Here is a 25,737-nt window from a genome sequence, read left to right as displayed (position 1 = left end):
GGTAGAGTACCGGGTGTGAGCAGTGCCAGCCCGTACCTCAATCCTACGTTTCCCGGTTCCGGGCAGAACCGGCCGCTGGCAATGTCCCACCGTGGTTTTTCCTTGGCGGGACAGGAAAACTCGATGGCCGCCTTCCGCGCCGCCATCGATTTAGGCTTCCGGTACCTGGAAACCGACGTCAGGGCCACCCGCGACGGCGTGCTAATGGCGTTCCATGATCCAACGCTGGAACGCACCACCGACGGCCGCGGCGAACTCACCGCGCACACGGCAGGACAGTTGGCGCAGCTGCGGATCTCCGGGGAACCGATTCCTACCTTCGAGGAGCTGCTGGCCGCTTGGCCGGATGTATGCCTCAACGTGGATGTTAAGGACATGGCTGCTGCGGACGAGCTGGCCCGGCTGATCGAAGCCTACGGCGCGCATGACCGCGTGCTGGTGGCGTCGTTCTCGGACCGCCGGCGCTTCCGCGTGCTGCGCGGGCTCAGCCGTCCGGTCGCGGGCTCGGCCGGCATATATGCCACTGCCGGAATATACCTGCTGGGCTTCGTCGGGTTGGCCAAGTTGCTGGCCCGGATCCTTCGGGTGCATGCCGTGCAGGTGCCGGTGCAGTACGGCCGGTTCACGGTGGTCACGCGAGGATTCGTGCGGCGGTGCCACCGCGCCGGCCTCCAGGTGCAGGTGTGGACCATCAACGAGCGCGCCGAGATGCAGCGGCTGCTGGCACTCGGCGTGGACGGATTGATCTCCGACCGGGCCGACATTCTGGCCGACGTCATGGCCGAACGCGGCAGTTGGCCGCAGAGGGAGAGAGCATGAAGGTCTTGATTGCACCGGATAAGTTCAAGGGAACGCTCTCGGCGGCCGAGGCTGCCAGCGCGATGGCCGACGGCGTGCTGCGGGTCTATCCGGATGCCCAGGTGCAGTTGCTCCCCATGGCCGACGGCGGCGAAGGCACGTTGGAGGCCGCCCTCGCCGCCGGTGCCGCCGAGCACACCGACCGCGTCGTCGGGCCGTTGGATCGCGAAGTGACTGCGTCCTGGGCGATGTTTGAGCGGCCGGATCGCAAAACCGCCGTGATCGAGACCGCACGGGCTTCCGGGCTGTTGCTCACCGAGCCCAGCGTGCAGTCAGCCTTGGCGGCCCATTCCTACGGCAGCGGCCAGCTGATCGAGGCGGCGCTCAACGCCGGCGCCACCGAAATCGTGCTGGGCGTCGGCGGCTCCGCTATGACCGACGGCGGCTCCGGCGCCCTGCGCGCCCTCGGGTTGAGCATTTACAACGATGGCGGCGCCGAAGTCCTGCTCGGCGGTGCGGCCCTGGCAACGGCCGAGCTACTGGATGCCTCCGGTCTGGACCCGCGGTTGGCGGAGATCGTCATCCGGATCGCGGCCGATGTGGCGAATCCCCTGTACGGCCCGGACGGCGCCGCGCACGTCTTCGGTGAACAGAAGGGAGCCGATGCGGTCTCCCGCCGGCTGCTCGACGAAGCCCTGCAGCACTGGGCGCAGCTGCTGCTGCAGGCAACAGGCCGCGACGTGAACGTAGCCGGCGCCGGGGCGGCGGGTGGCTTCCCGTCCGGATTCATGGCGCTGGCCGACGCCCGCGTGGAGCGAGGTTTCGAGGTTGTCGCAGACCTCCTGGGGCTGGACGCAGCGCTGGCCGGTGCCGACCTGGTGCTGACCGGCGAGGGGTCGCTGGACCGGCAATCGGAGTTTGGCAAGGTGCCGCTGAGCGTGGCCGGACGAGCCCACGCACGGGGAATCCCCGCGGTCGTCGTTGCTGGTCAGATCAGCCTGGCGCCGGGCAAGCTGGCCGAATACGGCGTGCATGCCGCCGCCAGCCTGGTCGAGGCGGCCCGCAGCGAGGAGCAGGCGATGGCCCACGCCGCGCGCTATGTCACGTTGGCCACGCAGCACGCCCTCGAAGGGGCCTGAGCCCGGGGGCAGACCTATCATGAGGGCATGAGCAGTACCTTGGTCCCGTCCTCCGCGGCGGTGCGTCAACGCTTCCTTCCATCCCTGGTTCTCTGGCTGGCCCTTCCGATGGCGGTGCTGGTGCCGCTGTGGGTGGTGGCGGGACGGGCGCTGTTCGGGATCGGCGGCCAGATGGTGCTGTGGCTGGGCATCAGCCTTGGCCCGGCGCTGCTGGTTCTGCTGTTGCTGACCGGCATCAAGCTGGCCGAGGCCGCGCGCCGGGGCATGCTGCTTCCGGTGCGGGCCGTGGTGGCACCGGCCCTCGCCTGGCTGGCGGCGATCGCCTTTGGATTCACCGTCCCGGACTTCGGCGGTGGGGCGGGAGATGGAACGTCCGTCATGTCGCTGTTGGCCGGTCCGTCCGCCCTGGGGATGTCCACCGCACTGTGCAACCCGTGCGGAATCATCGCCATGGCGCTGACGATCGCGTCCACTGTGTTCGCCTCCCGCGCCGCCGCCGATGGCAGGAAGGCGGTCCCGGCGACCGGGCCAGGCCAATGACTGATCGAGCCGGCGGCTGAGGCTGCTTGGCTAGGGCTGTTGCGCCTCGCGGTTGCGCCGGACATGGCTGCGGGCATGCTCCACGGCAGCGTCCAGCTCCCCGAACAGATGCTTGTGGTGCCGCAGCGACTCCAGGACGCCCACCCGGCGGGCCAGCTGCAGGTGCCGGTCCTGAATACCCTTGATCAGCACCGTGATGCCCCGGCGCTCCAGAGCGGTGACCAGGTCGGCAATGACTTTAGCCCCGGTGGCGTCGAGGATCTGCAGCTGGGACATCCGGATGATCACCACCTGCACGTTGCGGATGGCGCTGGCGCGCTCCAAGACGCGGTCCGCCACACCGAAGAACAGGGCGCCGTCCAGCCGGAATACCGCGATCTGCTCGTCGCCGTCCTGAGCCGGACCGGGGATTTCCTCCCGGTGCACCCCGCTGGAATTGACCAGTGACCGGAGGGCGAAGAACGCCGCAACGACGATGCCGATGACCACGGCCTGGATCAGGTCGAAGGACACGGTGATGATCGCGGTGACGATGAAGACCGTGGTGTCCGCCCGGGTGGAGCCCAGCACGCTGCGCAGGGTGCTCGGAGAGACCATCCGGAAAGCGGTCACCATCAGGACGCCGGACAGCGCCGCCAGCGGGATCTGCGAGACCGGCCCGGTGGCCAGATAGACCACCCCCACCAACACCAGCGCATGCACGACGGCGGAGGCCCGGGTTCGTGCTCCGGCCCGGATATTGACGGCGGTCCGGGCTATCGCGCCGGTGGCCGGTATGCCGCCAAAGAAGCCGGAGGCCACCGAGGCCAGGCCCTGCCCCACCAGCTCGCGGTCCGCGTCGTACGGCCCGGTGTCGGAGATGGACGCGGCCACCCGGGCCGAGAGCAATGACTCGATGGCGGCCAGTGCCGCGATGGTCACGGCTGGTCCGGCCAGCGCGGCAACCATGGCCAGATCGATGGACGGCAGGGACGGGGCCGGCAGGGAACTGGGCAGCGCGCCGATCCTTGCCACGTCCAGCCCGGCCAGCTGGGCCACCGCCGTGGCGACGATGATGCCGATGATGGAACCGGGCAGCTGCGGGTGGATTTTTGGTGCGCCCAGCATGATGACGGCCACGATCAGCACGAGGATGACGGGCCAGAACATGCCGGCCAGGGACGCGGTGCCCAGCGCCTGGACCGCCGAGACTGCCGCGTTCGTGCTCGGGCCCGGTTCGGTCCCGAAGGCCGCCGGAACCTGCTGCAGGAAAATGATGACGGCGATGCCCAGCGTAAAGCCCTCGATCACCGGCCACGGGATGAAACTGACTGCGCGGCCGAGCTTCAGCACTCCGGCGACGAGCACGATCACGCCGGCCATCAAAGTCACCACGGCCAGCGAGGACATTCCGTGGCTGGCGATAACCGGCGCCAGCACTACCACCATGGCTCCGGTGGGGCCGGACACCTGGATGTTGGAGCCACCGAAAATGGCGGCGACGATACCGGCAATGATGGCGGTGATCAGACCGGAGGCGGCGCCCGCGCCCGAGCTAACGCCGAAGGCCAGAGCCAGCGGCAGGGCAACAATGCCGACCGTGATGCCGGCCATCAGATCGTTTTTCCACGTGCGCGGCAGCTGGGCGTAATCGGAGGCGCCGGGCAGCAGCGCAGCGGCTCCCTTCAGAGCTTTCACAGCGACGGTGCCGGTTCGGTGTCGGTTTCCGCCGTTGACGTGTCAGATTCGCCGGCCGGCGGGTTGAAACTTGCCAGCTGCTGTGTGGTGGTGTGCAGGAACTGCTGCAACAGGCTGCGGGCAACAGTCAGCAGGTCGGCCACTTGCGGATAGGCCAGACGGTAGAAGACCTGCACGCCGCGCCGTTGGGCCACTACCAGGTTGTGCCGCCGCAGCACGGCCAAGTGTTGCGACAGATTGGACGCTTCCTGATTCGTGCCGTTCATCAGCTCGGTCACGGTCACTTCGGCAGAATCTGCAAGCAGTTCCAGCACCCGGATCCGCACCGGATGGGAAAGTCCTTTGAACAAATTCGCTTTGACTTCATACAGCGGGGCATCGGCAGCGGGAAAGCGTTCCATGGGATTCCTTCAGTAGTTCACTACTTTAGGATCCCATCATATAACGCTCCCGCCGAGTGCGGGGCAATGGAAACGCCCGCACCCTGGCCGGCGTGAAAGCGAAGCCGAGGGTGCGGGCATGACTAGGTGTGGAGGCGAGGTCGGAAAGGCTTAGATGCGGAAAGGCCGCTCAGGCCGGGACCACCTCAAGGACGGGCAGGCTGTCCAGGCCGCGGCTGGAGTTGTTGATCTTCCGCACTCCCTCGCCGACCGTAAACGCCTTCACCCGGCGGCGGAGCGCGTCGAGCACCGCGAAGGCCTCCAACCGGGCGAGGCCCTGTCCGGCACACCCATGCACTCCATACCCGAAGGACAGGTGGTCGATCGGGTTCCGTTCCACCAGGAAGGTGTCGGGATCCTGGTAGTGGCGGGGGTCCCGGTTTCCGGCGCAGAAGAGGAGGGCAACCTGGGATCCGGCCGGAATGATGGTGCCGTCGACGTCCACGTCCTTCGTGGTGCCGCGGCCCTGGGCGTGCATCAGCGCCTCATAGCGGAGCGTCTCGTTGAAAGCAGCCGGAATGAGCGAGGCGTCCTGCCGGAGCAGTTCATATTGGTCGGGGTTCGCGCCGAAGGCCGCGATGGCGTTGCCGATCGCGGCGATCGTCGTATCCAGGCCGGCTGCCACGTATTGGTGCACGATCTTGCCGCAGTTCGCAGCGGGAATCTCGCCGCGGTGCCCGGCGTCGAAAATCGCCCGGCCCATGCTGCCCTCAACGAGTTCCTCGCGCTGAAGCGTGGTGGCCCAGTGGAACAGTTCCCCGGCCAGCGGGAAGTTCTGCGCGGTACGTTCGTTCATCGGACCAAGCACGTTGAAGGCCGCAGCCCCCCAGTCAAGAATCTTGTCGCGAACGTCGCCCTGCACGCCAATGAGGTCCAGCACCACCTGAAGCGGCAGTTCGCGGGCCAGGTCGCTAATGGCGTCGAACGAGCCCCGTTCCACCACGCCGGCCACCAGATCATCGGCCTTCTGATCGATGCTGGCCTTCAGCTTGCGCAGCGCGCGGGGGGAGAGGTTCTCGGTGAGGGCGCTCCGCAGGGCCTCGTGCTGCGGCGGATCCGTGGCGAGGCTGGTGCCGATTAGGGCGCCGTTCATGTCCGGGTTGAAAGCCACCGCAGTCGACGAGAAGGCCTCCCAGTTGCCGAGGGCTTCGCGGATCTCCTGATACCGGGTCAATACCCAGACGTCATTCTTTTCAAGCCGGACGGCCGCGGCCTGCTCGCGCAGTTCCGTGAACACCGGGTAGGGGTCGAGCAATACTTCGTCGGACCAAAGGTCGATGTCGGACGTCTGCAGCACTGCAACCATTCCGTGGTACCTCGCATCGTCTAGGGGGCGCAGGTAGCGGCAGGCGCTTCTGCGGGCTTTCGTTGGACCGGGAGCCGGATTATGTGTCCGGCGCCACTATGGCTATCCAACGGCGTTCCTCCGCATAAGACAAATGAATGTTTTGAATCCCTCGTATGCGCGCTGTGCATTCAGGCCGACGATGACCCCGGTGTTGCCGAATGGAGGCGGACCGGACTCAGGGCCGTGCCTGCTGGGTACTGGCCGCCCAACAGGAAGGCGCCTTCGCCGGTGAGGGCTGCTGCGAAGTCGGTTGCGGTTGCCGATGCGTCGAGTTGGCGGGTCAGGCGGGCGATGGCCACGAACCGATCCTGGTTGATGCCGCCGCGTTCACGGATGAGCAGAACCGCTCCAGCGTCATCGAAGTCCAAGCGAGGGTCCCGGAATTCGACGTCGAGCATGCCCCAGTGGCCGCTCAATCGGACGGAGCCGGCGAATTCCATGCTGCCGCCCGCCGCGGTCCCGGCACGTCCTGCCTGCAGCGGAAACCAAAATCCTGCCGGGCGGCTCTCGGCAGGGTCCATGACGTCGATCTTGCCGTCGTCGAGGGACTCGATGTAAGCCGTCAGGCTCGTCTTGATGGGCCAGAGTATTCCTGCATCCATGTCTGCTCCCTGCACTAGTGGCGCCAAGTTCCTATTCAGGCACGTGATGGATGTCGACGATACAAGAACGCGCTCGAGGTTGGTTTCAGGTCGTTTCCGCTGCGTGGCTTTACGGTGTGAATTTTCACACGACACTGTGTACTCTGAGCGTAAGCAAGATCACATACCGCCTTGCTGCGGCGGGACAAGGGGCGGCAGCGCTGCCGCGAGGAGGCTCAAGATGAAGATTGTTGTTGACTGGCCCCGGTGCGAGGGGCACGGGCTGTGTGAAGAGGCAGCCCCTCAGCTGATGCACCTCGATGACGAGGGCGAACTGGTCGTTGACGTTGAAGACGTGGACGCTGCGAACCTCGAAGCAGCTAAGGCTGCCGTCCGCGTCTGCCCCGTGGCAGCCCTCCGGCTCGCATGACGACGGGCAGGCCCGGCCGCATTGTGGTCGTTGGCATGTTCGGGACAGCCGGCGCCGCAACGAAAGATGGATGGTTCACGTTGGCCGCCGGAAGCCCTCATCCAGGCCCGCGTTAGCTTTCGTGCCGGAAACCGAGCTTGATGGTCACCTGCCAGTCCGAGACCTTGCCTTCATTGAGGTGGCCGCGGACCGACTTCACCTCGAACCAATCCAGATTGCGCAACGTCTTGGACGCTTCGGCGATGGCGTTGGAGACCGCGGCGTCGATGCCGTCGGGCGAGGTTCCCACAATTTCGGTGACGTTGTAAACGTGGTTGGCCATGCTTCCTCCTGCGGACAGCCCCGGGGCGGACTCCCCGGTGGTCTGTAACGCTAGCCCCAGGCGTCCCTGCGGTCTAGGGAAGGGCCGCGCGGAGCGTGGCTGGGCATGGAGTTGCTGGCGCTAACAGCAGGGTGACGGTTAGCCGAGCTTGGACGGTTTGACGCCTTCGTCTTCGGCCGAGTCCACCGGCTCGGTGCCGCGCCACCGGGCCACCGCGCTCATGCCGTGGAAGATGATCAGCGCGGCCGCGGTGCCCAACGCGATGCCCTCGAACTGCAGTTCGCCAACAATCCACGTGAAGTTGGCAATGCCGACCACCAGGGAAACTCCGGCCACGGAGAGGTTGATCGGGTTGGCAAAGTTCACCCGGTTCTGGACCCAAATCCGCACGCCGAGGATGCCGATCATGCCGTAGAGCACCACGCCGGCACCGCCCAGGACCCCGAGGGGAACCGTGGCGATGGCGGCACCGAACTTCGGGAACAGGCTGAGCAGGATGGCGACGATGCCGGCAACCCAGTAGGCGGCGGTGGAGTAGACCTTGGAGGCTGCCATCACGCCGATGTTCTCGGCGTAGGTGGTGGTGCCGGACCCGCCGCCGCTGCCGGCCAGAACGGTGGCCAGACCGTCGGCCATCAGGGCGCGGCCGGTCACCGGGTCAAGATCCTGCCCGGTCATCGCCGACACCGACTTCACATGGCCGATGTTCTCTGCCACCAGCACCAGCACTACGGGGACGAACAGGCCGATCACAGAGATGTGGAACTCAGGGGTATGGAAAGCAGGCAGCCCGATCCAGGCAGCGTCGTTGATGGCGGAGAAGTCCACCTCGCCGCGCAGGACGGCCACCACATAGCCCACCAGCACGCCAATCAGGATGGAAAGCCGGCCCAGCAGTCCGCGGAACAGCACGGTGACCAGCAGGATGGCCACCACGGTGACCAGCGCCGTCACGGGTGCTTGCTCGAAGTTGTTCTTAGCAGTCGGGGCCAGGTTGAGCCCGATCAGCGCCACGATGGCGCCGGTCACCACCGGCGGCATCACCACGTGGATCCAATGCGTGCCGGCCTTGTGCACGATGAGGCCGATCAGGAAGAGCACGGCGCCTGCCATGATCAGGCCGCCGAGCGCGCCACCCATCCCATGCTGGTTCATCGCCGCGCTGATCGGCGCAATGAACGCGAAGCTGGAGCCCAGATAGCTGGGGACCCTCCCCGCCGTGATGATCAGGAACAGCAGGGTGCCCACACCGGAGAACAGCAGCGTGGTGGAGGGCGGGAAGCCGGTCAGCAGCGGAACCAGGAAGGTGGCGCCGAACATGGCGACCACATGCTGGGCGCCGATGCCAATGGTGCGCGGCCAGGTCAGCCGCTCCTGCGGCCCCACCACTGTGCCCGCGGAAATGTTCTTGCCGTCGCCATGCAACGTCCAGCGGAACGGCGATGACTTCACGGGCGTGCTCATGGTGGGCCTCTTAAGAGTCGGGGGAGTCAGTGGAAATATCCGCAGGACATCCTACCGCTCCTACAGCGGCGCCGCGCCGTCGTGACGATTCGAAGACGCGCACGGCTCCGTGACTCGGCAGGCGCTCTGTTAGGCGATGACGGCGTCCACAATCGCCTTCGCCTCGGTTTGCACCTGCACCAGATGATCCGGCCCGCGGAAGGATTCGGCATAGATCTTGTACACGTCCTCGGTGCCGGAGGGCCGCGCAGCAAACCAGGCGTTTTCGGTGGTGACCTTGAGTCCGCCGATGGCCGCGCCGTTGCCCGGCGCTTCGGTCAGCTTGGCGGTAATCGGCTCGCCGGCCAGCTCCGTGGCAGCCACGTCCGCGGCGGAGAGCTTGGCCAGCGCTGCCTTCTGCTCCCGGGTGGCTGCGGCGTCGATGCGCGCGTAGGACGGCGACCCGAACTTCTCGGTCAGCCCGCCGTAGAGTTCGGACGGCGATTTTCCGGTGACGGCGGCGATTTCGGAAGCCAACAGCGCCAGCAGGATGCCGTCCTTGTCGGTGGACCACGGCTTGCCGTCAAAGCGGACAAAAGAGGCCCCGGCAGACTCCTCGCCGCCGAAGACGCCCTCGCCGGAGAGCAGGCCGGGCACGAACCATTTGAAGCCCACCGGCACCTCCACCAGCCGCCGGCCCAGGCCCGCCGCCACCCGGTCGATCATCGAGGAGGACACCAGCGTCTTGCCCACCGCTGCCCCCGCCGGCCAATCCGGCCGGTGCGTGTAGAGGTAGTCGATGGCCACGGCCAGGTAGTGGTTCGGGTTCATCAGCCCGGCGTCAGGGGTGACGATCCCGTGCCGGTCCGCATCGGCGTCGTTCCCGGTGGCAATGTCATAGGCGGCGCCGCCGCCGCGCACCGTGTTGATCAGCGAGGCCATGGCCGACGGCGAGGAGCAGTCCATCCGGATCTTCTCGTCCCAGTCCAGCGTCATGAACGCCCACTGCGGGTCCACCGTCGGATTGACCACCGTCAGGTTCAGCCGGTGCCGCTCGGCGATGGCACCCCAGTAATCCACCGAGGCCCCGCCCATCGGGTCCGCGCCGATCCGCACCCCGGCGGCGCGGATGGCGTCCAGATCCAGCACCTGCGGCAGATCGTCCACGTAGGCGCCCAGGAAATCGTAGGTCCCCACCGCGCCGGAGAACTGCGCCTGCCCCAAGGTCATCCGCTTCACCCCGCGCAGGCCGGCTTCCAGCAGTTCATTGGCGCGCGCGGCGATCCAGCCGGTGGCATCCGAGTCCGCGGGGCCGCCATGCGGCGGGTTGTACTTGAAGCCGCCGTCGCCGGGCGGATTGTGCGAGGGAGTGATCACGATCCCGTCGCCCTGGGCGTCGGGATGGGCGGCGTTGTGGGTCAGGATCGCGTGGCTGACGGCCGGCGTCGGGGTCCAGCCGGTGCGGGAATCGACCAGCACCGTGACACCGTTCGCGGCCAGTACTTCCAAGGCGGTGTCCTGCGCCGGGTCGGAGAGCGAGTGCGTGTCCTTGCCGACGAACAGCGGGCCGGCAATCCCCTGGCCGGCGCGGTACTCCACGATCGCCTGCGTGATGGCGGCGATGTGGTCCTCGTTGAAGGAGGCCTTCAGGCTGGAGCCGCGGTGCCCGGAGGTGCCGAAGGCCACGCGCTGGGCCGGGTCGGCCGGATCCGGCTTGATGTCGAAGTAGGCGTCCCGCAGCGCGGTCAGGTCTACAAGGTCGCTGGGGAGGGCCACGGTGCCCGCACGGTTTGCCATGCCTCAAGCATGCCAAAAAACCCAAGGATCCGTATCGGTCCGTGACGGATCCGCCGCCATACCTGCACAACCGGGGCCGCGCCTAGACTGGAATGGCACCCGCACCGCAGCTGCGCGAAGCAGCGAATCTACCCCAGGGGGAATCCAGAGCATGTCCGGCACGGAAAACAGGCCGCCCTTCAACGATCCGAAACACCCGGGCTGGTACACGGATCCGAACGCCGGCCAGGCCCAGCAGCCGCCGTCGTGGCCCGATGCCCCCCATCCGTACGCCTACCGGCCCGGCCCCGACGCCCAGCCGTACGCCAGCCAGCAGCCGTACGGCGGCCCTGACTACAATCAGCCGATGTACTACACGCCGCAGGCCCAGCCGAAGGGCCTGAGCATTGCGGCGCTGGTGCTGGGCATCATCTCCGTGGTGACGTTCGGCTTCGTGCTCGTCCCGCAGGTCCTGGCCATCGTGTTCGGCCACATCGCACTGGGCAAGGAGCCGGCCGGCCGCAGCATGGCGCTGGCGGGTTTGATCATGGGCTACGCGGTGGCCGGCATCTGGTGCCTTCTGCTCTTCATCGGCGTCCTCGGCAGCATGTAGCGCCGCCGGCGGTGCACCGCTGGTCCACTTCAGCCATCGACTACGCAGCTCCGGCCCTTTTGAACGCTCAGAAGGGCCGGAGCTGCGTAGTCGATGAGGAGTAGTGCATGGATCAGACGCCCCCTAACGACGGCGATGCCCGGGTGAGGATCCAATCCTCACCCGGGCATCGCCGTCGTGCTTAAGATCCGGGGTTAGCGGATGCCGCCCATCAGCTTCTTCAGCGACGGCACGGCAGCGGCCAGGCCGACGCCCAGGATGATCGCCACCACGCCGATGAAGCCGAAGTACGGGGCCTCATTGGTCGGGTCGTAGTAACCGGCCAGGATGCCGGCAAGCGTGGTGCCCAGCGAGATGGACAGCAGGAACAGCGCCACCATCTGGGTCTGGAACGCCTTCGGGGCGAGCTTGGTGGACACCGAAGACCCGGTGGGGGAGAGGAACAGTTCCGCCATCGTGAACAGGAACAGGATGCCGACCATCGCCAGCAGCGGGGTGGAGTTGGCGCCGCCGCCGGCCAGCGGAATGAAGGCCAGGAACGCCAGGCCCATGACCACCAGGCCCAGGGCGAACTTCATCGGCGAGCTGGGCTGCTTCGGGCCGAGCTTGGTCCACACGGCGGCGAAAATGCCGGCGAAGATGATGATGAATACCGGGTTGATGGATTGCACCCAGCTGGCCGGCATTTCCCAGCCGCCCAGCGAGCGGTCCAGCTGCTTGTCCGCGTACAGGGCCACCACGGTGAACTGCTGCTGGAACAGCGCCCAGAACGCGGCCGAGGCGATGAACAGCGGGATGAAGGCGTACACCCGCTTGCGCTCCACGCCGTCCACCTGCTTGCTGGAGAGGATTACCACGAAGTACACGACGGCGGCGATGATCGCCAGCCACGCCATGATCGGCGCAAGGTTTTCCGCGGTGACAAAGCCGAAGGCCACCAGCAGCACAATAACGACGACGGCGGCCGCGGCCACGGCGGCGACCTTGCCGTAGTTGCCGCGCGGCAGCGGGTGGGCCACATGGTGGGAGGCCTCGGGGAGGTTCTTGCGGGTCAGCGCGTACTGGGTCAGGCCGATTGCCATGCCCAGCGCGGCCAGGCCGAAGCCGTAGTGGAAGCCAAGCTGCACCTGGGCCAGGCCGGTGAGCAGCGGGCCGAACAGGCCGCCGATGTTCACGCCCATGTAGAAAATCGAGAAGCCGGCATCGCGGCGGTCGTCCTTCAGGCTGTACAGCGAGCCGACCAGCGAGCTGGCGGTGGCCTTCAGGCCGCCGGAGCCGATGGCCACCAGGATCAGGCCGACGGCCAGCCCCACGCCGCCCGGAAGCAGGGCCAGCGCGATGTGCCCCAGCATGACCATGATGCCTGTGTAGAAGAGGACCTTCTCGGATCCCAGAATGCGGTCGGCTACCCACGCGCCCAGAATGGAGGAGAGGTAAACGCCGCCGCCGTAGGCGCCCACCAGTCCGGTGGCGATGCCTTCGTCGATGCCCAGACCGCCCTCGGCGACCGAGTAGTACATGTAGTAGAGCAGGATGCCCTGCATGCCGTAGAAGGAGAAACGCTCCCAGAGTTCTACGGAGAAGAGATTGGCCAGCATCCGTGGATGCCCGAAGAATGTTTTGCCGGTTTGACTGGACTTTATAGCTTGTTCCGGCTGCGGATTCCCGGACTGCACGGTATTGCTCACGGTGTTCAATTCTGACACTCAGCGACACGCATTGTCATATCCTTGCCCGGCGCCCGCCCGGGTGCTAAGGCGTTTCCGCAGGTCAGCGCGGGGTTCTGCGCCGGGTCAGCGGACGCTCTCCAGCTGTGCGGCAACGGCCAGGAGCGAGCCCTCGGAGCCCGGCCGGCCGATCAGCTGGATCCCCATGGACAAGCCTTCTTCGGTGGTGCTGACCGGCACGGCAATGGCGGGCAGGCCGCAGACGTTGACCAGCGATGTGAACGGCGAATATTGGCATTGGCGCATGTAGTCCACGTCCGCGCTGGTGGAGGTGTACCAGCCCACCGGCCGCGGAGTTTGTGCCAGCGCCGGCGTGAGCATCAGGTCGTAGCGGCCGAACTGCGCCCGGGTGTCGTCTTGGAAGCGCGCCAGCACGGACAAAGCCTCCGCCAGCGCCTGGGGCGTGCGCTTCACGGCGCGGCGCCGGAAGGTCCGGGTGAGCGGCATGAGCTGAGCTTCGCGTCCGGCCGGCAGATCCAGCCGGGCCAGGCCGGCGGTCCATACTGTGGCGAAGGCGTCCGGGTAGCGGTTGTCGTAGCGGATCTCAGCGTCCGCCAGGTCGTGGCCCAGTCCCTGCAGCAATTCCATGGCCGTCTCGAGCGCCTGGCTCGCCTCCGGTTCCAGCGAGAGCGGGTAGGCGGACTCGAACGGGGAGCCGGTGCTCACGCCGATCCGGAAGCGGCCTTCGGCGCGGAGGGCGGCGTCGAGGAAATTCGGTTCAGCGCCGGAGGCTGCCCGGGCCGAGGGTTCGTCGGCCATGGCGTCCATGAGCAGGCCCGCGTCGGCTGCGGTGCGGGCCAGGGGGCCCGCCACCACCAGCTGGCCGGCGTCGTCGCCGGTGGTGCCGGCGGGCAGCCGGCCGCGCCCGGGTTTGAGCCCCACCAGCCCGGTAGCGGCCGCGGGGATCCTCACCGAGCCGCCGCCGTCGGAGCCCGGCGCGAACGGCAGCATGCCCGCGGCGACGGCCGCGGCGCTACCGCCGGAGGAGCCGCCCGGGCTCAGCGTAGGATCCAGCGGGTTGCGGGCCGGAGGAGCCACTCGGTTCTCGCTGTAGGAGGTCAGGCCGAATTCCGGCACCTGGGTCTTGCCCAGGGTGATGCTGCCGGCGGATTCGAGCACGTCGACCAGGGGGTGGTTCGCCAGCGCCGGACGGTGATCCAGTGCGGCGCTGCCGTGCGTGGTCGGGAGGCCGGCCACGTCGGTGAGGTCCTTGTACGCCAGCGGAAGTCCGTGCAGCCGGCCCAGCGTCCCGCCGCGGGCCTGGTGGTCGTCCGCGGCGCGCGCTTGCTTGAGCGCCTGGTCGGAGCCGACCGTAATGAAGGCGCCCAGCCGTGGATTCAGCGCCTCGATCCGGCGGAGATAGTGGTCCGTCAGTTCCCGGGCCGACAGTTCGCCGCGGGCCACGGCGTCGCGCTGGGCAACCGCCGTCAAATCATGCAGTGCAGTCATCGCCCGTAACTGTAGCCCCGCGTGGCGGTGCGGGCCAATCCTGCGCTGTCCTGCCGTGCGCAGCCCGTCCCGTTCAGCCGAGGAACCGGGCTTCGATCGGTTCCTCCACCGCAATGGCTTCCGGTCCGTCGCCGGCCTGGGCGGTCACCCGGTAGGCCAGTTTTCCTTCGGTCTCGCTGACCGCTCCGGCCAATTGGATGCCGTGGTAGACCAGCCCCACGCCGTCGTCGGTGCAATGTGTTTCGCCCAGGATGCCGTCCGCCACGAGCCGGTGTACCAGCGGCCGGCGTTGTGGTTCCGAGTCGTAGTGGACGCCGTTGTCATAGGGCAGCAGTGCCAGGCCGTTGGTGACCGGGCGCAGATCGGGACCGAAGGAGTCGGTGGTGCCGCCGCGGAACCAGCAGATGGAGCCAGCGGAGACGCCTGCCAGCACCACGCCGGCCTGCCAGACGCGCCGGAAAATCGTATCCAGTCCGTGGACCCGCCACACGGCCAGCAGGTTCGCCACCGAACCGCCGCCTACCCACACCACATCCTGGCCGAGCAGGTGCTCTTCGATGTCGGACACGTTCGGCATGGTGAACAGGTTCAGATGGCTCAGGTCGTAGCCGGCCGTCCGGGCCGCCTCGTCCAGTTCGGCCTGGAACCAGCGCTGGTCGCCGCCTGCCGTGCCCAGGTGGGTCAAGCGTGGCGCCCGCCCGGTGGCCCCTGACAGTTCGACGGCGTGGTGCACCAGGTGGTTGAACGCAATCCGGCTGCGCGCACCGGCTTTGAAACCTCCGGAGGTGGCCAGGATGGTCGGCTGGTCAGCGGCCATGGATACCCCTGTCTCATTAAGGGAGCGGACGATCCCACTATAGGCTTGTGTTGCGGCCGAATTGCCGGGACGCGTAGTAAAGAAATCATCAGCGGCAGCAGAGGCTGCCGCGCATTGCGGAGGTTGCCATGAGCGATGTCGAGAACGTGGACGTCAACAGCGTAGGCGGCGACGCCACCATTCTGGACGTGCGCGAGGACTACGAATGGGAAGCCGGGCACATCGCCGGCGCGGTGCATATTCCGCTGAACGAATTGCCGCTGCGTCTGGAGGAGTTGGACCCGGATGTGGACCTGCACGTGGTGTGCCGCAGCGGCGGCCGCTCCTTCCGGGCCACGGAATGGCTGAATTCGAACGGATATTCCGCCGTCAACATCCACGGCGGCATGGGGGCCTGGCTGGACGCGGGCAAGCCCATCGTGTCGGAGAACGGGCAGGAGCCCCGGGTCCAGTAATGGCCAGCGTCTACACCTTCCTGGGGCCGGAGGGCACCTTCACCGAAGCGGCCCTCCTTCAGGTCCCCGGGGCCGAAGACGTGCCCCGGATCCCGGCCTCTAACGTGGAGGCCGCCCTGGATGCGGTCCGCTCGGGCGAAGCCGGCGCAGCGATGGTTCCGATCGAGAACTCGGTCGAGGGCGGCGTCAGCGCCACGTTGGACGCGATAGCGGGCGGTGAGCCGCTGCAGATCATCGGCGAACAACTGGTGCCTATCCGGTTTGTGCTGGCTGTGCGTCCCGGGACGGAGCGCCAGGGGATCTCCGTGGTCTCCACCCATCCGCATGCGTGGGCCCAGTGCCGGACCTGGTGCGGCGAAAACATTCCGCAGGCGGCATATCTTCCGGCGTCGTCCACGGCGGCGGCCGGTGTGGGGCTGCTGGACCCGGCCCCCGGTCACCAGGCCGCGATCTGCTCGCCGCTGGTCGCCCAGCAGCGCGGCCTGCAGGTGCTTGCCGATGACATCGGGGACATTCCCGACGCCGTCACCCGCTTCATTCTGGTGAGCCGGCCCGGCGTCCTTCCCGCACCGACCGGAGCGGATAAAACCACGCTGGTGGTCCCGCTGCCGCAGGACCATCCGGGGGCGCTGGTGGCGATCCTGGAACAGCTCTCCAGCCGGGGGGTAAACCTGAGCAGGATCGAGTCCCGGCCAACCGGACAGTTCCTGGGGGACTATTTCTTCAGCCTGGACGCGGAAGGGCATCTGGCAGAGGAGCGCGTGGCGGACGCGGTTCGCGGGTTGCACCGGCTCAGCCCGGGCCTGAGGTTCCTGGGCTCCTATCCGCGCGCCGACCGACGCGGCCACACGATCCCGCGCAGCAACCAGGACGAAGCGTTCCTGCGCGCCGATGGCTGGGTCAGGGAACTGCTGCAGGTCCGCTGAACACCGGCTGCCGGGGTATCCGCCGGTTGTTATGGTCAGTATGCTGAGGAAAACTGACCTCGGGACCACAGATCGGAGCAGCATGACACAGCACAACGACAGGGACCAGTACCAGGACGGGGAGCCGACCCCGGAGGAGGCGCTGAACCAGACCTCCAGCGAAAACCGCGTGGGCGACCTCGGGGACCAGGGAAATGACCTGCGCTTCGCCGAGGAGCAGCAGTTGATCAACCAGCAGGCGGCCGGCGAATTCCCGATTCCCGCGGAGGAAGACCTGGAACAGCCGGACGCGGAGATCCCGGCCCTCGAAGCGGACGAGCAGCCCATCGACATTCCGGGTGAAGATCTGCACGACACCGACGAGGCCGACGCCAGCGACGATCCGCTCAACGCCGGCGGCGACGACACGTAAGCACCCCGTCCAAGCTCCCCCGAGCCGGCAGCGGCTGCCCTCGTCCTAGGTGTAGTCTCCAGCGAGGTTGGGTACGCGGCTGGCTGGTGGCTGACCTTTGAGTGAGGTGTGGCCTCTGTGGTGATTGTAATCGTGTAGCCAGGCTCCGAAGGCCGCGGTGCGTTCGGTTTCTGATGCGTATGGCTTGGCGTAGGCCCATTCCTCCAGCATCGTGCGGTTGAAGCGTTCGACCTTGCCGTTGGTCTGCGGCCGGTATGGTCTGGTGCGTTTGTGCCTGATCCCCGCGCCGAGTGCCTTGGCGAAGAGCTTCGAACGGTAGCAGGATCCGTTATCGGTGAGCACCCGTTTGACCGTGACGCCGCAGGACTCAAAGAAGGCGTTGGCCCGTTCCCAGAAGCCTGCTGCGGTTTCCTGCTTCTCGTCGGTGAGGATCTCGGTGTACGCCAGCCGGGAATGGTCATCGACGGCGTTATGCAGGTAGGCATAGCCGGGCCGGCGGTTGGCGTCCGTTCCGGTCTTGTTCTTCCTCCCTGCCCCGCGGCCAAGGACTTTGTGTCCTCCGCCGTCAGGGATCCGGCCGAGCTTCTTGATGTCCACGTGCACCAGGTCCCCGGGATACTCGTGTTCGTAGCGGCGGATGGCTCGTCCGGTGGCCCGGTCCTGCCAGGTAAGTTTCGCCAACCGGTATCGCGAGAGTACCCGGTGGACGGTGGACGGGTGCATGCCGAGCTTGTAGGCGATCCGGTCCGGTCCCCACCGCCGGTTAACCCGCAAAGCGATGATCCGGCGTTCACGCCGCCTCGGCGTCTGCCCCGGGCTGGTATGGGGCCGGCTGGAGCGGTCTTCCATCCCGGCTTCGCCGTCTTCGCGGAAGCGGACTGCCCACCGCCTGGCTGTGCTGACCGAGACCTGGAATCGCTCAGCAGCCCGGCGGTAGGTCCAACCGTCCTTGACGATGCACTTGGCCAGCTCGAGACGGCCCTTGGGCGCGAGGAAGGCGTTAGGGTGGGACATGAAGACCTCCGGTGAGAAGTGAACTCTAGACAAGCTCCACCTCACCCGGAGGTCTTCTTCATGTCACTCAGCCACGCCGGACGTACCTAACGTCCATGGAGACTACACCTAGGCTGCGGGGCCGGCGCTGTCGGCGGAGGGGATCGACTCGGTTCGTACGGCCAGCGACCGGGGCCTGACCTCAACGGTCAGCGACGTGACGGGCCCCGAGGGGTCGCCGTCGAGCTGGGTGCCCATCGGGTCGTGTGCGGTAATCCGGACCGTCCGCCCTCGGTGGTATTCGATCACCGGAATCGGCGCTGTGTGCCGCACCAGGGTCTTGGCGGCGATCCACAGCCAGCCAACCACGCTGCGCGGGCTGAGCACCACAATGTCTATTTCGCCGTCGTCAATTTCCGCAGTGGGGATGAAATCGATTCCCGCCGGAAGCTTCCCGCAGTTGGCCAGCAGGATGCTGCGCACCTTGCGGAGTTGGGCAGGGCCGCCGTCGATGCTGACCATGACCCGCTTACGCTGACCAGCCAGGTGGCGGACACCGGCTTCCGAGTAAGCCACCCAGCCGAACCGGCGTTTAAGGTCGTCCCGGGTGTCGGCCAGGACGTCCGCATCCACCCCGATGCCGGCGATCACCAGGAAACTGTCCTCGACGCGCACCCCGGTGGCCTCGTTCTCCAAGGTGATGTCCGCGGTATCGATCTTGCGGATCACACCGTGCAGCGCCACGTTGATGTTGGCCTGCAGGGCGCTGGGTTCCAGACCCAGGTTCCGCGCCAGCAGGTTTCCCGTGCCCAGCGGCAGCACGCCCATCGGCACCTGGGTGCCGGACAATTCCGAGGCAACCACCCGGATGGTGCCGTCCCCGCCGCCGGCAATAACGACGTCGGCCCGCTCCTCCAGGGCGCGTTTTGCCTGCCCGTGGCCCGGGTCGTCCGGGGTGGTTTCCAAGACCAGCGGAGGACTCCAGCCGGCGGCTTCACAGGCAGCTTCCACCTGGCGGCGGGCCTCGGTCGCTCCGTTCTTCACCGGGTTGAGGATGAACACCACGCGTTGGTCGGGTAGGACCGGAGTTGGCGCCGGATCGGCGGGCCCGGCTCCCATGCGGCGCCGGGAGGTCCGGCGGATGCCCAGCCAGATCACCACAAAGGCGGCCGCCGCTGCGGCTACGGTGAGGGCGAGTATCCATTCGGCAGGCATGGTGCTCCTAGCTTATCCAGCGCCGCACCGAGGGCGGCCCGCGGGACCGCTCCCGGGGCGGGGGCGAACCGGATCGAGGGCGGAACGCCTTTTTGGGTACCCTTAGCAAGTGATCGATGTAAACGAACTCCGCGCCAATCCAGAGATCTTCCGTGCCTCCCAGCGCGCCCGGGGCGCCGACGAGTCCGTCGTCGATGCCGTCATCGCCGCCGACGTGGCGCGCCGGGAAGCGATCAACCGGTACGAGGGGCTGCGCGCCGAACAGAATGTCTTCGGCAAGAAGGTGGCGCAGGCCAAGGGCGAGGAGAAGGCCGCGCTGCTGGCGCAGGTCAAGGAACTGGCGGCTTCGGTCAAGGAGGCGCAGGCGGCATCGGATGCCGCCCAAAACCAGCAGGAGTCGTTGCTGCGCAGTATCCCCAACCTGATCGAGGACGGTGTTCCCGCCGGCGGCGAGGAAGACTTCAACGTGGTCAAGACGGTCGGCAAGCCCCGCGATTTTGGTCCGGACGGCTTCGAACCGAGGGACCACCTAGCCATCGGCGAACTGATCGGCGCCATCGATATGGAACGCGGGGCCAAGGTTTCCGGCTCGCGCTTCTACTTCCTCAAGGGAGTGGGCGCCCGGCTGGAGATCGCGCTGATGAACATGGCGCTGGACCAGGCCGTGTCCAATGGCTTCATCCCGATGATCACCCCCACGCTGGTTCGCCCGGAAACGATGCAGGGCACCGGTTTTGATGTTGAACACGACGACGAGATCTACCGTCTGGAGCGCGACAACCTGTACCTGACGGGCACGTCGGAGGTGGCTTTGGCGGGCTACCACGCCGACGAGATCCTTGACCTCACCGCCGGTCCGACCCGCTATGCAGGCTGGAGTTCCTGCTACCGCCGGGAGGCCGGTGCAGCGGGCAAGGACACCCGGGGCATCATTCGGGTGCACCAGTTCAACAAGCTGGAAATGTTCATCTACTGCCCGGTCGAGGAAGCCGCCGACGAGCACGCACGGCTGCTGGCCTGGGAAGAGGAAATGCTGGCGAAGGTGGAACTGCCCTACCGGGTGATCGATACCGCCGCCGGTGACCTTGGCATGAGCGCGGCCCGCAAGTTTGACTGCGAAGCCTGGGTGCCCACGCAGCAGGCCTACCGGGAGCTGACCTCCACCTCCAACTGCACCACCTTCCAGGCCCGCCGGCTGAACATCCGCGAACGCCAAGTCTCGGCAGAGGGCGAACGGAAGGGCACGCGGGCGGTCGCCACGCTGAACGGAACGCTGGCCACCACGCGCTGGATCGTGGCCATCCTGGAACACCACCAGAACGTCGATGGCTCGGTGAACGTCCCCAGCGCCCTGCAGCCCTATCTGGGCGGGATGGAAGTCCTGCCGGTCCTCGGCTGAAACCCGCCTCCGCGGCCTGATCCCGGGGTGACGGCGTGCGTTGCAGTTCCGCGTCCGTTCACCGGGGTGTCATTCGCCCGTAGAAAACTTCTACCGGTCCGTAGCTTGGTCATGCTTCACTAGGTGGATGACAACTACAGCTGATAAAGCTCACGCTGGCATCGACGACCAGCGGATAGCGAAAAACAAGACAGAAAACAAGTCAGATCAGTCCAATGCGGCCCGGCGGAACAACTTCGTCGAGAACGGGGCCCGCAAGCTGGTGGCCTTGGACGTGGACGGCACCTTGGTCAACCATGACGGCCATATGAGCGATGCGGTGCGCGAAGCGGCTCGCGCCGTCGTCGACGCCGGCCACGAAGTGGTCGTATCCACCGGGCGGTCGCTGAATGCAACGCTGCCGATCATCGAACTGATCGGCCTGACCAAGGGGTACGCGGTCTGCTCCAACGGCGGTGTCACGTTGCGGATCGACACCTCGCTGGACGCCGGCTACGAGGTGGAAGACCGGGTGACCTTCAATCCCGGCCCTGCCCTGCGCGTGATGCGCTCGAAACTGCCGACCGCAAAGTTCGCGCTGGAGGACGAAGAAGGCAACTTCCTGGCCACCGAGCGCTTCCAGGACGCCAGCTTCGGCATCGAAGCCAAGGGAGTGGACTTCGAAACACTGCTGGAATCCACGGCAGTGCGCGTGGTGGTATCCAGCGCCGAAAACACGCCCGAAGAGTTCAAGGCAGCCATCGACACCGCCGGACTCAAGGGCGTGACCTACTCAGTGGGCTGGACGGCCTGGCTGGACATCGCCGCCAACGGCGTCACCAAGGCCAGCGCACTGGAAGCGCTGCGTCGAAAGCTGGACGTGGAGCCGTCGCACACGGTGGCCATGGGCGACGGGCGCAACGACATTGAAATGCTGGACTGGGCCGCCCGCGGGGTGGCCATGGGACAGGCGCCGGAGGAGGTCATCGCCGTCGCCCACGAAGTGACCGGAACGGTGGAAGAAGACGGCGCGGCGCCCATCCTGCTCAGCCTGCTGGACTAACACCGTGCAGGCTAACACTGTGCCGGCCTGATACCGTGCCGGTCTAACAGCGTGCCGGACTAGACACCGAACTGGACGGACCGTGCCCGGGTGCAGCCGCACCCGGACACGGTCCGGCTGAGACTGCTGCGGGATTCAGCCCACGAGCGAAACTCCAAGGCTGGCGAGGATGCCGAACGCGGTGCCCCAGAGGGTGATCGAGACGATCTGCCAGAGGATCACCGCATTCTTCGACGCCCCGAAGGAGACCATCGCCGCCGAGGTGATCTGGCTGGGCAGGATCGTCTGGCCCAGCAGGCTCACGCCGGCTACGCCGTACTTGTCGAACTGCTGCCGCAATTTCTGCCGGCGGGGCGAGGGCACACGGGGCTCCTTGCTGCTAACAACCTTGGCGCGCATGTTGTGGGCGCTGAGCACAAAGACCAGCATCGAGGCGACGTTTCCCACGATGGCGGCGACGACTGCGATCACAGGATTGATGCCGGCAAGCACGCCGATCACGGAGCCGAAGTAGGACTCGACAAAGGGGATCGCGGCGGCGAGGACCACACCTACCCATTGCAGGACAGCGGGTAGCGAAGCGGTGAAGTCTTGCAGGGCGTCGATCATTGGTATTGCCTCTCAAACTGGTGATGAATCGATTCATCAATGATCCCAGCACGAGGGGGAGTCCACGTGGTGCCCGTCGTCACTTGGCCCGCAGCGATTACACATGGCGCCCGATGACACCGCTCATGTGCCCCGCGGCACGGGGCCAGGCGCTTGGCGTGCGAGTCAGGCTGCGCTGATCCCGAAGAGGCCGATGATCAGCGCCATGACGAGGAACGTGACGAGTTCGTGCACGATGTTCAGCACTGTCAGCCCGGCCGGGCGCCCCTCGAAGGCGTCATGGGTGACGAAGCGGGCCGCGGTAAAGCCGGCCCACAGGATCACGGCGGTCAGCACGGTGTTCCAGAGGAAGTTGCCGCCATAGAAGTCCTGCGCAATGGCAGCCGAGCCCGCCAGCACCCAGGCACTGATGAAGCTGACAATGACCGTGATGATGATGGGGCGCACGGCGTTCTTGCCTTCACCGGGGCTGACCTTGGCAACCTTCATCCAGTAGTTGCCGAAGACCTTCGGCGTGTACCAGATGGACCCGACGACCATGGTGGAAATGGTGGCCACGATGACCGCCCAGACGTTAATTTCGGGGACCATTTGTGCACTCCTTTGTTCCACGCCACAGACGGGAGCCGGCGGCATTCTTTTACGGAGTCTAGACGCCGCAGGCTCTGGTGCAGTGCACGCGCGGCCGGTCAGTAGGGCAGCGCGGCGGCCGGCAAGGACCGTGGCCCGTAGGCCAGGTCCAGCAGCCGCGCTGCTGCTGGCCGGCAGGCCCATTCCTCCACCCAGTGCGACCGGACCACGGCCTTGCTCACTGCCTGGCCGGTAATGCCCAACTCCTCGGCAATGAACTTTTGCTGGCCGCGCGCTCCCGGCGTCATCAGGTCCAGGACCTTCCACTCCGCGTCCGTGCGGGTGGCGACAATCTGGCCGAGCAACCTCAGCACGGCCTCTGCTTCGGCAGCAACGTCCGCGTCGGGGCCGGAGACCGCCAGCGGGACGCGCTCGCCGGTTTTCTGCGCGCGGTTCACGGCGCGCCGCGCGTAGACCAGCCCGTATCCCTCGGCGTCCTTGATCTCCGATGGAAGCGGCTGCCGCAGTTCACCCACGCCAACTCCCACGTGCCAGCGCCGGCTGCGCAGCGCGATCAGCGCGGCGTCGATGGCCGTGGACGCTTCCCCGACCGCGCCGATGGCCTCGTCGCCGACGGAGCGCTGGAAGGGGATGGCCGCCGGCAGATGGCGCAGCGACTTGATCAGCTCGGGCACCAGGTCGCCCACCTCGCGGGAATCACGCTGGTTGATGGTGAGCACATACATGGCACCAGTATTGCCTCCACCACAACGGGAACAACCGATTTCGGTTGATGGCGTGTCCGGTGCGCCCCAACGGCAGGCGGCCCGGGCCTCCAAGGCCCGGACCGCCGTCGTTGTTCCCGCCGACTCCCGGCGGAGGCGTCAGCTAGACGTCGCGGCCCTGCGGCTCGTCGGCGGCCGAGTCCTCGCCCTGGGCGGCAAAGCGCTTGATCGAGGCTTCCAGCTCGGCCTCGGCGGCGGCGCGGTCGGCCCAGCCCTCGGCCCTGACCCATTTGCCCGGCTCCAGGTCCTTGTAGCGGGTGAAGAAGTGCTCGATCTCCTTGATCAGGAACTCCGGCACATCGGAGAGTTCCTGGATGTGGTCGAAGCGCTTGTCGGCGGGGACGCACAGCACCTTGGCGTCGCCGCCGCCGTCGTCGGTCATGTTGAAGACGGCGATCGGGCGGGACTCAACCAGCACGCCGGGCAGCAGGTCGAAGTCCTGGAGCATGACCATGGCGTCCAGCGGATCGCCGTCTTCGCCCAGCGTGTCCTCGAAGTAGCCGTAGTGGGTGGGGTACTGCATGGAGGTGAACAGCACCCGGTCCAGGCGGAGGCGGTGGGTTTCGTGGTCGATTTCGTACTTGACCCGGGATCCCTTGGGGATCTCGATGGTGACGTCATGCTGCATGGCTTCGCTCCTTGGAGACGTTCAGTCTTTTGGCTTCGGCGCCGCTGGTGCAACCGTTGCCCGGCGCCGACTACGCTTAACGATATCGGTCTTGCCTTCGCCCCCCGGCATCGGGGTTGAGTCGGGGGGATAAGCAACACAATCACAATCCTCAGGAGGGGCAGCATGGGGCGTGGTTTCCGTGTGCTCACCTCAGGGCTGCTGGCCGTAGTGTTCGCCGCGCTGGCGGTGCCCGCAGGATTCAACCTGGCGCAGGCCATCGAGTGGCCGCAGCCGGAGCCGGTGATCAGCACGCCGGCGGCGCAGCTGCCCCCCACCGAACTGGATCCGCCGCCGGCGGGACGCAGCGGCACGGCGCCGCTGCCCGACCCGGCCGCGCTGAAGCCCGCGCTGGACAAGGCCTTGGCGTTCGACGGCGCCGGCAGCTTTTCGGGGACAGTCACCGATGCGACCAGCGGCGAGGTGCTGTACAACAAGGGTGCCGCCGACCCGGTGATTCCGGCGTCGAACCTGAAGACTCTCACCGCCGTCGCCGCGCTGGAATCGCTTGGCGCGGACCGGCGGCTCAGCACCACGGTCAAGCGCGGCAGCAACCCCGGTGTGCTGTACCTGGTGGGCGGCGGCGATGCCCTGCTGGGGGCCGGGGAATCACGGCCCGGCGCGGTCTGGGGTGAAGCCGGGCTGGCAACGCTGGCTGCCCAGGCAGCCGGGAAACTGGCCGCCAGCGATTACACGGGCGAGCTGACCGTGGTGGTGGACGACTCGCTCTACTCCGGCCCGGCCATCAGCGCCGCCTGGGATCCGGGCGATGTGAAGAACGGTGAGATTGCCCCGGTCTACCCGCTGGCGCTGTATGCCGGGCGGGACCAGGCCGATGGCGGGGGCGACCTGGTGGCCGATGCGGCTTCTCTGGCCGGGACGGCTTTCCGGGATGCGCTGGCCCAGGCCGTAGCCGGAAAGGATTTTTCCGTGACGGCCAAGGTGGGCCGCGCTGCGGCACCGGCTGACGGGACCGTGCTGGCCGAGGTGCAGTCAGCACCCGTCGCCGGCCAGGTGGCCTACATGATGCAGCACTCGGACAACTACGTGGCGGAGGTCCTGGCCCGCAACACGGCCGTCGCCGTGGGGAAGCCCGGCTCCTTCGGCGGCGGCACCGAGGCCGTGCGGGAGGCGGCCGAACGGCTGGGCATTCCGGTGAAGGGGATGGTGCTGGCCGATGCCAGCGGACTCTCGATGAAGAACCGGGTGAGTCCCGCACAACTGGCCGCGGCGGTCACCTTGATCGCCACTGCCCAGGACGCAGACCTGCGGGCGGGAATCGGTTCGCTGCCGATCGCCGGCCTGACCGGCACCCTGTCCGGACGGTACCTGGAGGCCAACGCCGGCGGCGCCGGGCTGGTCCGCGCCAAGACCGGCACGCTGAACTCGGTGACGTCGCTCAGCGGCTACGTGGCCAGCGCGGACGGACGGCTCTTGGTTTTCGCCTTCGTGGCCAATGGACTGACCGGTTCGATCGACGCCGCCCGCACCGCCGCCGACCGGGCCGCGACGGTCCTGGCCGGCTGCGGTTGCCGCTGACCGGGCACCGATTCGCGGGACGGCC

At 67.0% G+C, this 25,737-nt stretch carries 27 protein-coding genes; 11 read left to right on the top strand and 16 right to left on the bottom strand.

The window, feature by feature from the left end; translation table 11 throughout:
* The first annotated feature begins 15 nt into the window (after nt 1-15).
* The 3 genes from MNQ99_RS00705 to MNQ99_RS00695 are packed head-to-tail and all read left to right on the top strand — an operon-like array spanning nt 16 to nt 2,477.
* Nucleotides 16-819: a glycerophosphodiester phosphodiesterase family protein gene (locus tag MNQ99_RS00705; RefSeq protein ID WP_241914072.1), complete on the top strand. Its 804-nt coding sequence runs from the start codon at nt 16-18 to the stop codon at nt 817-819.
* Nucleotides 816-1,937, top strand: coding sequence for a glycerate kinase (locus MNQ99_RS00700; RefSeq protein WP_241914071.1), 1,122 nt, complete (start codon nt 816-818; stop codon nt 1,935-1,937). The genes MNQ99_RS00705 and MNQ99_RS00700 overlap by 4 nt, the downstream gene beginning before the upstream one ends.
* 27 nt (nt 1,938-1,964) lie before the next feature.
* Complete coding sequence (locus MNQ99_RS00695; protein WP_241914070.1) at nt 1,965-2,477, top strand: hypothetical protein; 513 nt, start codon at nt 1,965-1,967, stop codon at nt 2,475-2,477.
* A 30-nt stretch (nt 2,478-2,507) separates the two neighbouring features.
* On the opposite strand, the gene MNQ99_RS00690 is transcribed toward MNQ99_RS00695, so the two are convergent.
* The 4 genes from MNQ99_RS00690 to MNQ99_RS00675 form a co-directional block, all read right to left on the bottom strand.
* A complete protein-coding gene (locus MNQ99_RS00690) occupies nt 2,508-4,154 on the bottom strand; it encodes a SulP family inorganic anion transporter (RefSeq protein WP_241914069.1) in 1,647 nt (548 codons plus the stop codon).
* Complete coding sequence (locus MNQ99_RS00685) at nt 4,151-4,555, bottom strand: ArsR/SmtB family transcription factor (protein WP_241914068.1); 405 nt, start codon at nt 4,553-4,555, stop codon at nt 4,151-4,153. Before MNQ99_RS00685 ends, MNQ99_RS00690 begins: the two co-directional genes overlap by 4 nt.
* 169 nt (nt 4,556-4,724) lie before the next feature.
* Nucleotides 4,725-5,900 (bottom strand): cytochrome P450, encoded by a 1,176-nt coding sequence (locus tag MNQ99_RS00680; RefSeq protein WP_241914067.1) that lies wholly within the window; start codon nt 5,898-5,900, stop codon nt 4,725-4,727.
* 170 nt (nt 5,901-6,070) lie between these two features.
* The gene (locus tag MNQ99_RS00675; RefSeq protein WP_241914066.1) at nt 6,071-6,544 is read right to left on the bottom strand and encodes an HtaA domain-containing protein; all 474 of its coding nucleotides are present in this window, start codon (nt 6,542-6,544) and stop codon (nt 6,071-6,073) included.
* Nucleotides 6,545-6,764: 220 nt separating this feature from the next.
* On the opposite strand from MNQ99_RS00675, the gene MNQ99_RS00670 reads away from it, so the two are divergent.
* Nucleotides 6,765-6,953: a ferredoxin gene (locus MNQ99_RS00670; RefSeq protein ID WP_127513154.1), complete on the top strand. Its 189-nt coding sequence runs from the start codon at nt 6,765-6,767 to the stop codon at nt 6,951-6,953.
* Between the two features lie 112 nt (nt 6,954-7,065).
* Here MNQ99_RS00670 and MNQ99_RS00665 read toward each other — a convergent pair whose 3' ends face one another.
* The 3 genes from MNQ99_RS00665 to pgm all read right to left on the bottom strand — a co-directional run bounded on the left by MNQ99_RS00665 (nt 7,066) and on the right by pgm (nt 10,515).
* Complete coding sequence (locus MNQ99_RS00665; RefSeq protein ID WP_127513153.1) at nt 7,066-7,275, bottom strand: dodecin; 210 nt, start codon at nt 7,273-7,275, stop codon at nt 7,066-7,068.
* Between the two features lie 138 nt (nt 7,276-7,413).
* A complete protein-coding gene (locus MNQ99_RS00660) occupies nt 7,414-8,739 on the bottom strand; it encodes a uracil-xanthine permease family protein (protein WP_241914065.1) in 1,326 nt (441 codons plus the stop codon).
* Between the two features lie 129 nt (nt 8,740-8,868).
* On the bottom strand, nt 8,869-10,515 hold the full coding sequence (pgm, locus tag MNQ99_RS00655) for a phosphoglucomutase (alpha-D-glucose-1,6-bisphosphate-dependent) (protein ID WP_241914064.1): 1,647 nt from the start codon (nt 10,513-10,515) through the stop codon (nt 8,869-8,871).
* A gap of 151 nt (nt 10,516-10,666) precedes the next feature.
* Between pgm and MNQ99_RS00650 the strand changes: the two genes are divergently transcribed.
* Nucleotides 10,667-11,107 carry a DUF4190 domain-containing protein gene (locus tag MNQ99_RS00650; protein ID WP_241914063.1) on the top strand — a complete coding sequence of 147 codons (441 nt, stop codon included), beginning with the start codon at nt 10,667-10,669 and terminating at the stop codon, nt 11,105-11,107.
* 194 nt (nt 11,108-11,301) lie between these two features.
* Here the strand turns inward: MNQ99_RS00650 and MNQ99_RS00645 are convergent, their stop codons facing one another.
* From MNQ99_RS00645 to MNQ99_RS00635, 3 genes are all read right to left on the bottom strand, one after another.
* On the bottom strand, nt 11,302-12,705 hold the full coding sequence (locus MNQ99_RS00645; protein ID WP_241915428.1) for a peptide MFS transporter: 1,404 nt from the start codon (nt 12,703-12,705) through the stop codon (nt 11,302-11,304).
* Nucleotides 12,706-12,900: 195 nt separating this feature from the next.
* Entirely contained in the window at nt 12,901-14,283 is a 1,383-nt protein-coding gene (locus MNQ99_RS00640) for an amidase (RefSeq protein ID WP_241914062.1), read from the bottom strand.
* A 73-nt stretch (nt 14,284-14,356) separates the two neighbouring features.
* Nucleotides 14,357-15,100, bottom strand: coding sequence for a Type 1 glutamine amidotransferase-like domain-containing protein (locus MNQ99_RS00635; RefSeq protein ID WP_241914061.1), 744 nt, complete (start codon nt 15,098-15,100; stop codon nt 14,357-14,359).
* Nucleotides 15,101-15,228: 128 nt separating this feature from the next.
* On the opposite strand from MNQ99_RS00635, the gene MNQ99_RS00630 reads away from it, so the two are divergent.
* The 3 genes from MNQ99_RS00630 (at nt 15,229) to MNQ99_RS00620 (ending at nt 16,893) form a co-directional block, all read left to right on the top strand.
* On the top strand, nt 15,229-15,555 hold the full coding sequence (locus tag MNQ99_RS00630; protein ID WP_127513147.1) for a rhodanese-like domain-containing protein: 327 nt from the start codon (nt 15,229-15,231) through the stop codon (nt 15,553-15,555).
* Nucleotides 15,555-16,481 carry a prephenate dehydratase gene (gene pheA / locus MNQ99_RS00625; protein WP_127513146.1) on the top strand — a complete coding sequence of 309 codons (927 nt, stop codon included), beginning with the start codon at nt 15,555-15,557 and terminating at the stop codon, nt 16,479-16,481. Before MNQ99_RS00630 ends, pheA begins: the two co-directional genes overlap by 1 nt.
* An 82-nt stretch (nt 16,482-16,563) precedes the next feature.
* Entirely contained in the window at nt 16,564-16,893 is a 330-nt protein-coding gene (locus MNQ99_RS00620; protein ID WP_241914060.1) for a hypothetical protein, read from the top strand.
* Nucleotides 16,894-16,938: 45 nt separating this feature from the next.
* Here the strand turns inward: MNQ99_RS00620 and MNQ99_RS00615 are convergent, their stop codons facing one another.
* Together MNQ99_RS00615 and MNQ99_RS00610 are read right to left on the bottom strand one after the other, a co-directional pair.
* Nucleotides 16,939-17,907 carry an IS481 family transposase gene (locus tag MNQ99_RS00615; RefSeq protein WP_241914059.1) on the bottom strand — a complete coding sequence of 323 codons (969 nt, stop codon included), beginning with the start codon at nt 17,905-17,907 and terminating at the stop codon, nt 16,939-16,941.
* 108 nt (nt 17,908-18,015) lie between these two features.
* A complete protein-coding gene (locus MNQ99_RS00610) occupies nt 18,016-19,101 on the bottom strand; it encodes a diacylglycerol/lipid kinase family protein (RefSeq protein ID WP_241914058.1) in 1,086 nt (361 codons plus the stop codon).
* A 109-nt stretch (nt 19,102-19,210) separates the two neighbouring features.
* On the opposite strand from MNQ99_RS00610, the gene serS reads away from it, so the two are divergent.
* Nucleotides 19,211-20,500, top strand: coding sequence for a serine--tRNA ligase (serS, locus tag MNQ99_RS00605; protein ID WP_241914057.1), 1,290 nt, complete (start codon nt 19,211-19,213; stop codon nt 20,498-20,500).
* Between the two features lie 127 nt (nt 20,501-20,627).
* The gene (locus MNQ99_RS00600) at nt 20,628-21,542 is read left to right on the top strand and encodes an HAD family hydrolase (RefSeq protein WP_241914056.1); all 915 of its coding nucleotides are present in this window, start codon (nt 20,628-20,630) and stop codon (nt 21,540-21,542) included.
* A gap of 135 nt (nt 21,543-21,677) precedes the next feature.
* On the opposite strand, the gene MNQ99_RS00595 is transcribed toward MNQ99_RS00600, so the two are convergent.
* The 4 genes from MNQ99_RS00595 to MNQ99_RS00580 form a co-directional block, all read right to left on the bottom strand.
* Complete coding sequence (locus tag MNQ99_RS00595) at nt 21,678-22,151, bottom strand: hypothetical protein (protein WP_241914055.1); 474 nt, start codon at nt 22,149-22,151, stop codon at nt 21,678-21,680.
* 165 nt (nt 22,152-22,316) lie between these two features.
* A complete protein-coding gene (locus tag MNQ99_RS00590; protein WP_127513140.1) occupies nt 22,317-22,742 on the bottom strand; it encodes a DUF1761 domain-containing protein in 426 nt (141 codons plus the stop codon).
* Between the two features lie 98 nt (nt 22,743-22,840).
* Nucleotides 22,841-23,467 carry a hypothetical protein gene (locus tag MNQ99_RS00585; RefSeq protein WP_241914054.1) on the bottom strand — a complete coding sequence of 209 codons (627 nt, stop codon included), beginning with the start codon at nt 23,465-23,467 and terminating at the stop codon, nt 22,841-22,843.
* 142 nt (nt 23,468-23,609) lie between these two features.
* Nucleotides 23,610-24,134, bottom strand: coding sequence for an inorganic diphosphatase (locus MNQ99_RS00580; protein ID WP_127513138.1), 525 nt, complete (start codon nt 24,132-24,134; stop codon nt 23,610-23,612).
* A 165-nt stretch (nt 24,135-24,299) separates the two neighbouring features.
* Between MNQ99_RS00580 and dacB the strand changes: the two genes are divergently transcribed.
* Complete coding sequence (dacB, locus tag MNQ99_RS00575) at nt 24,300-25,712, top strand: D-alanyl-D-alanine carboxypeptidase/D-alanyl-D-alanine endopeptidase (RefSeq protein ID WP_241914053.1); 1,413 nt, start codon at nt 24,300-24,302, stop codon at nt 25,710-25,712.
* Nucleotides 25,713-25,737: the final 25 nt, after the last annotated feature.

It is taken from the genome of Arthrobacter sulfonylureivorans, from assembly GCF_022637435.1.
Classification (GTDB): Bacteria; Actinomycetota; Actinomycetes; order Actinomycetales; family Micrococcaceae; genus Crystallibacter; species Crystallibacter sulfonylureivorans.
This window is presented reverse-complemented; position numbering and strand designations above follow the sequence as displayed.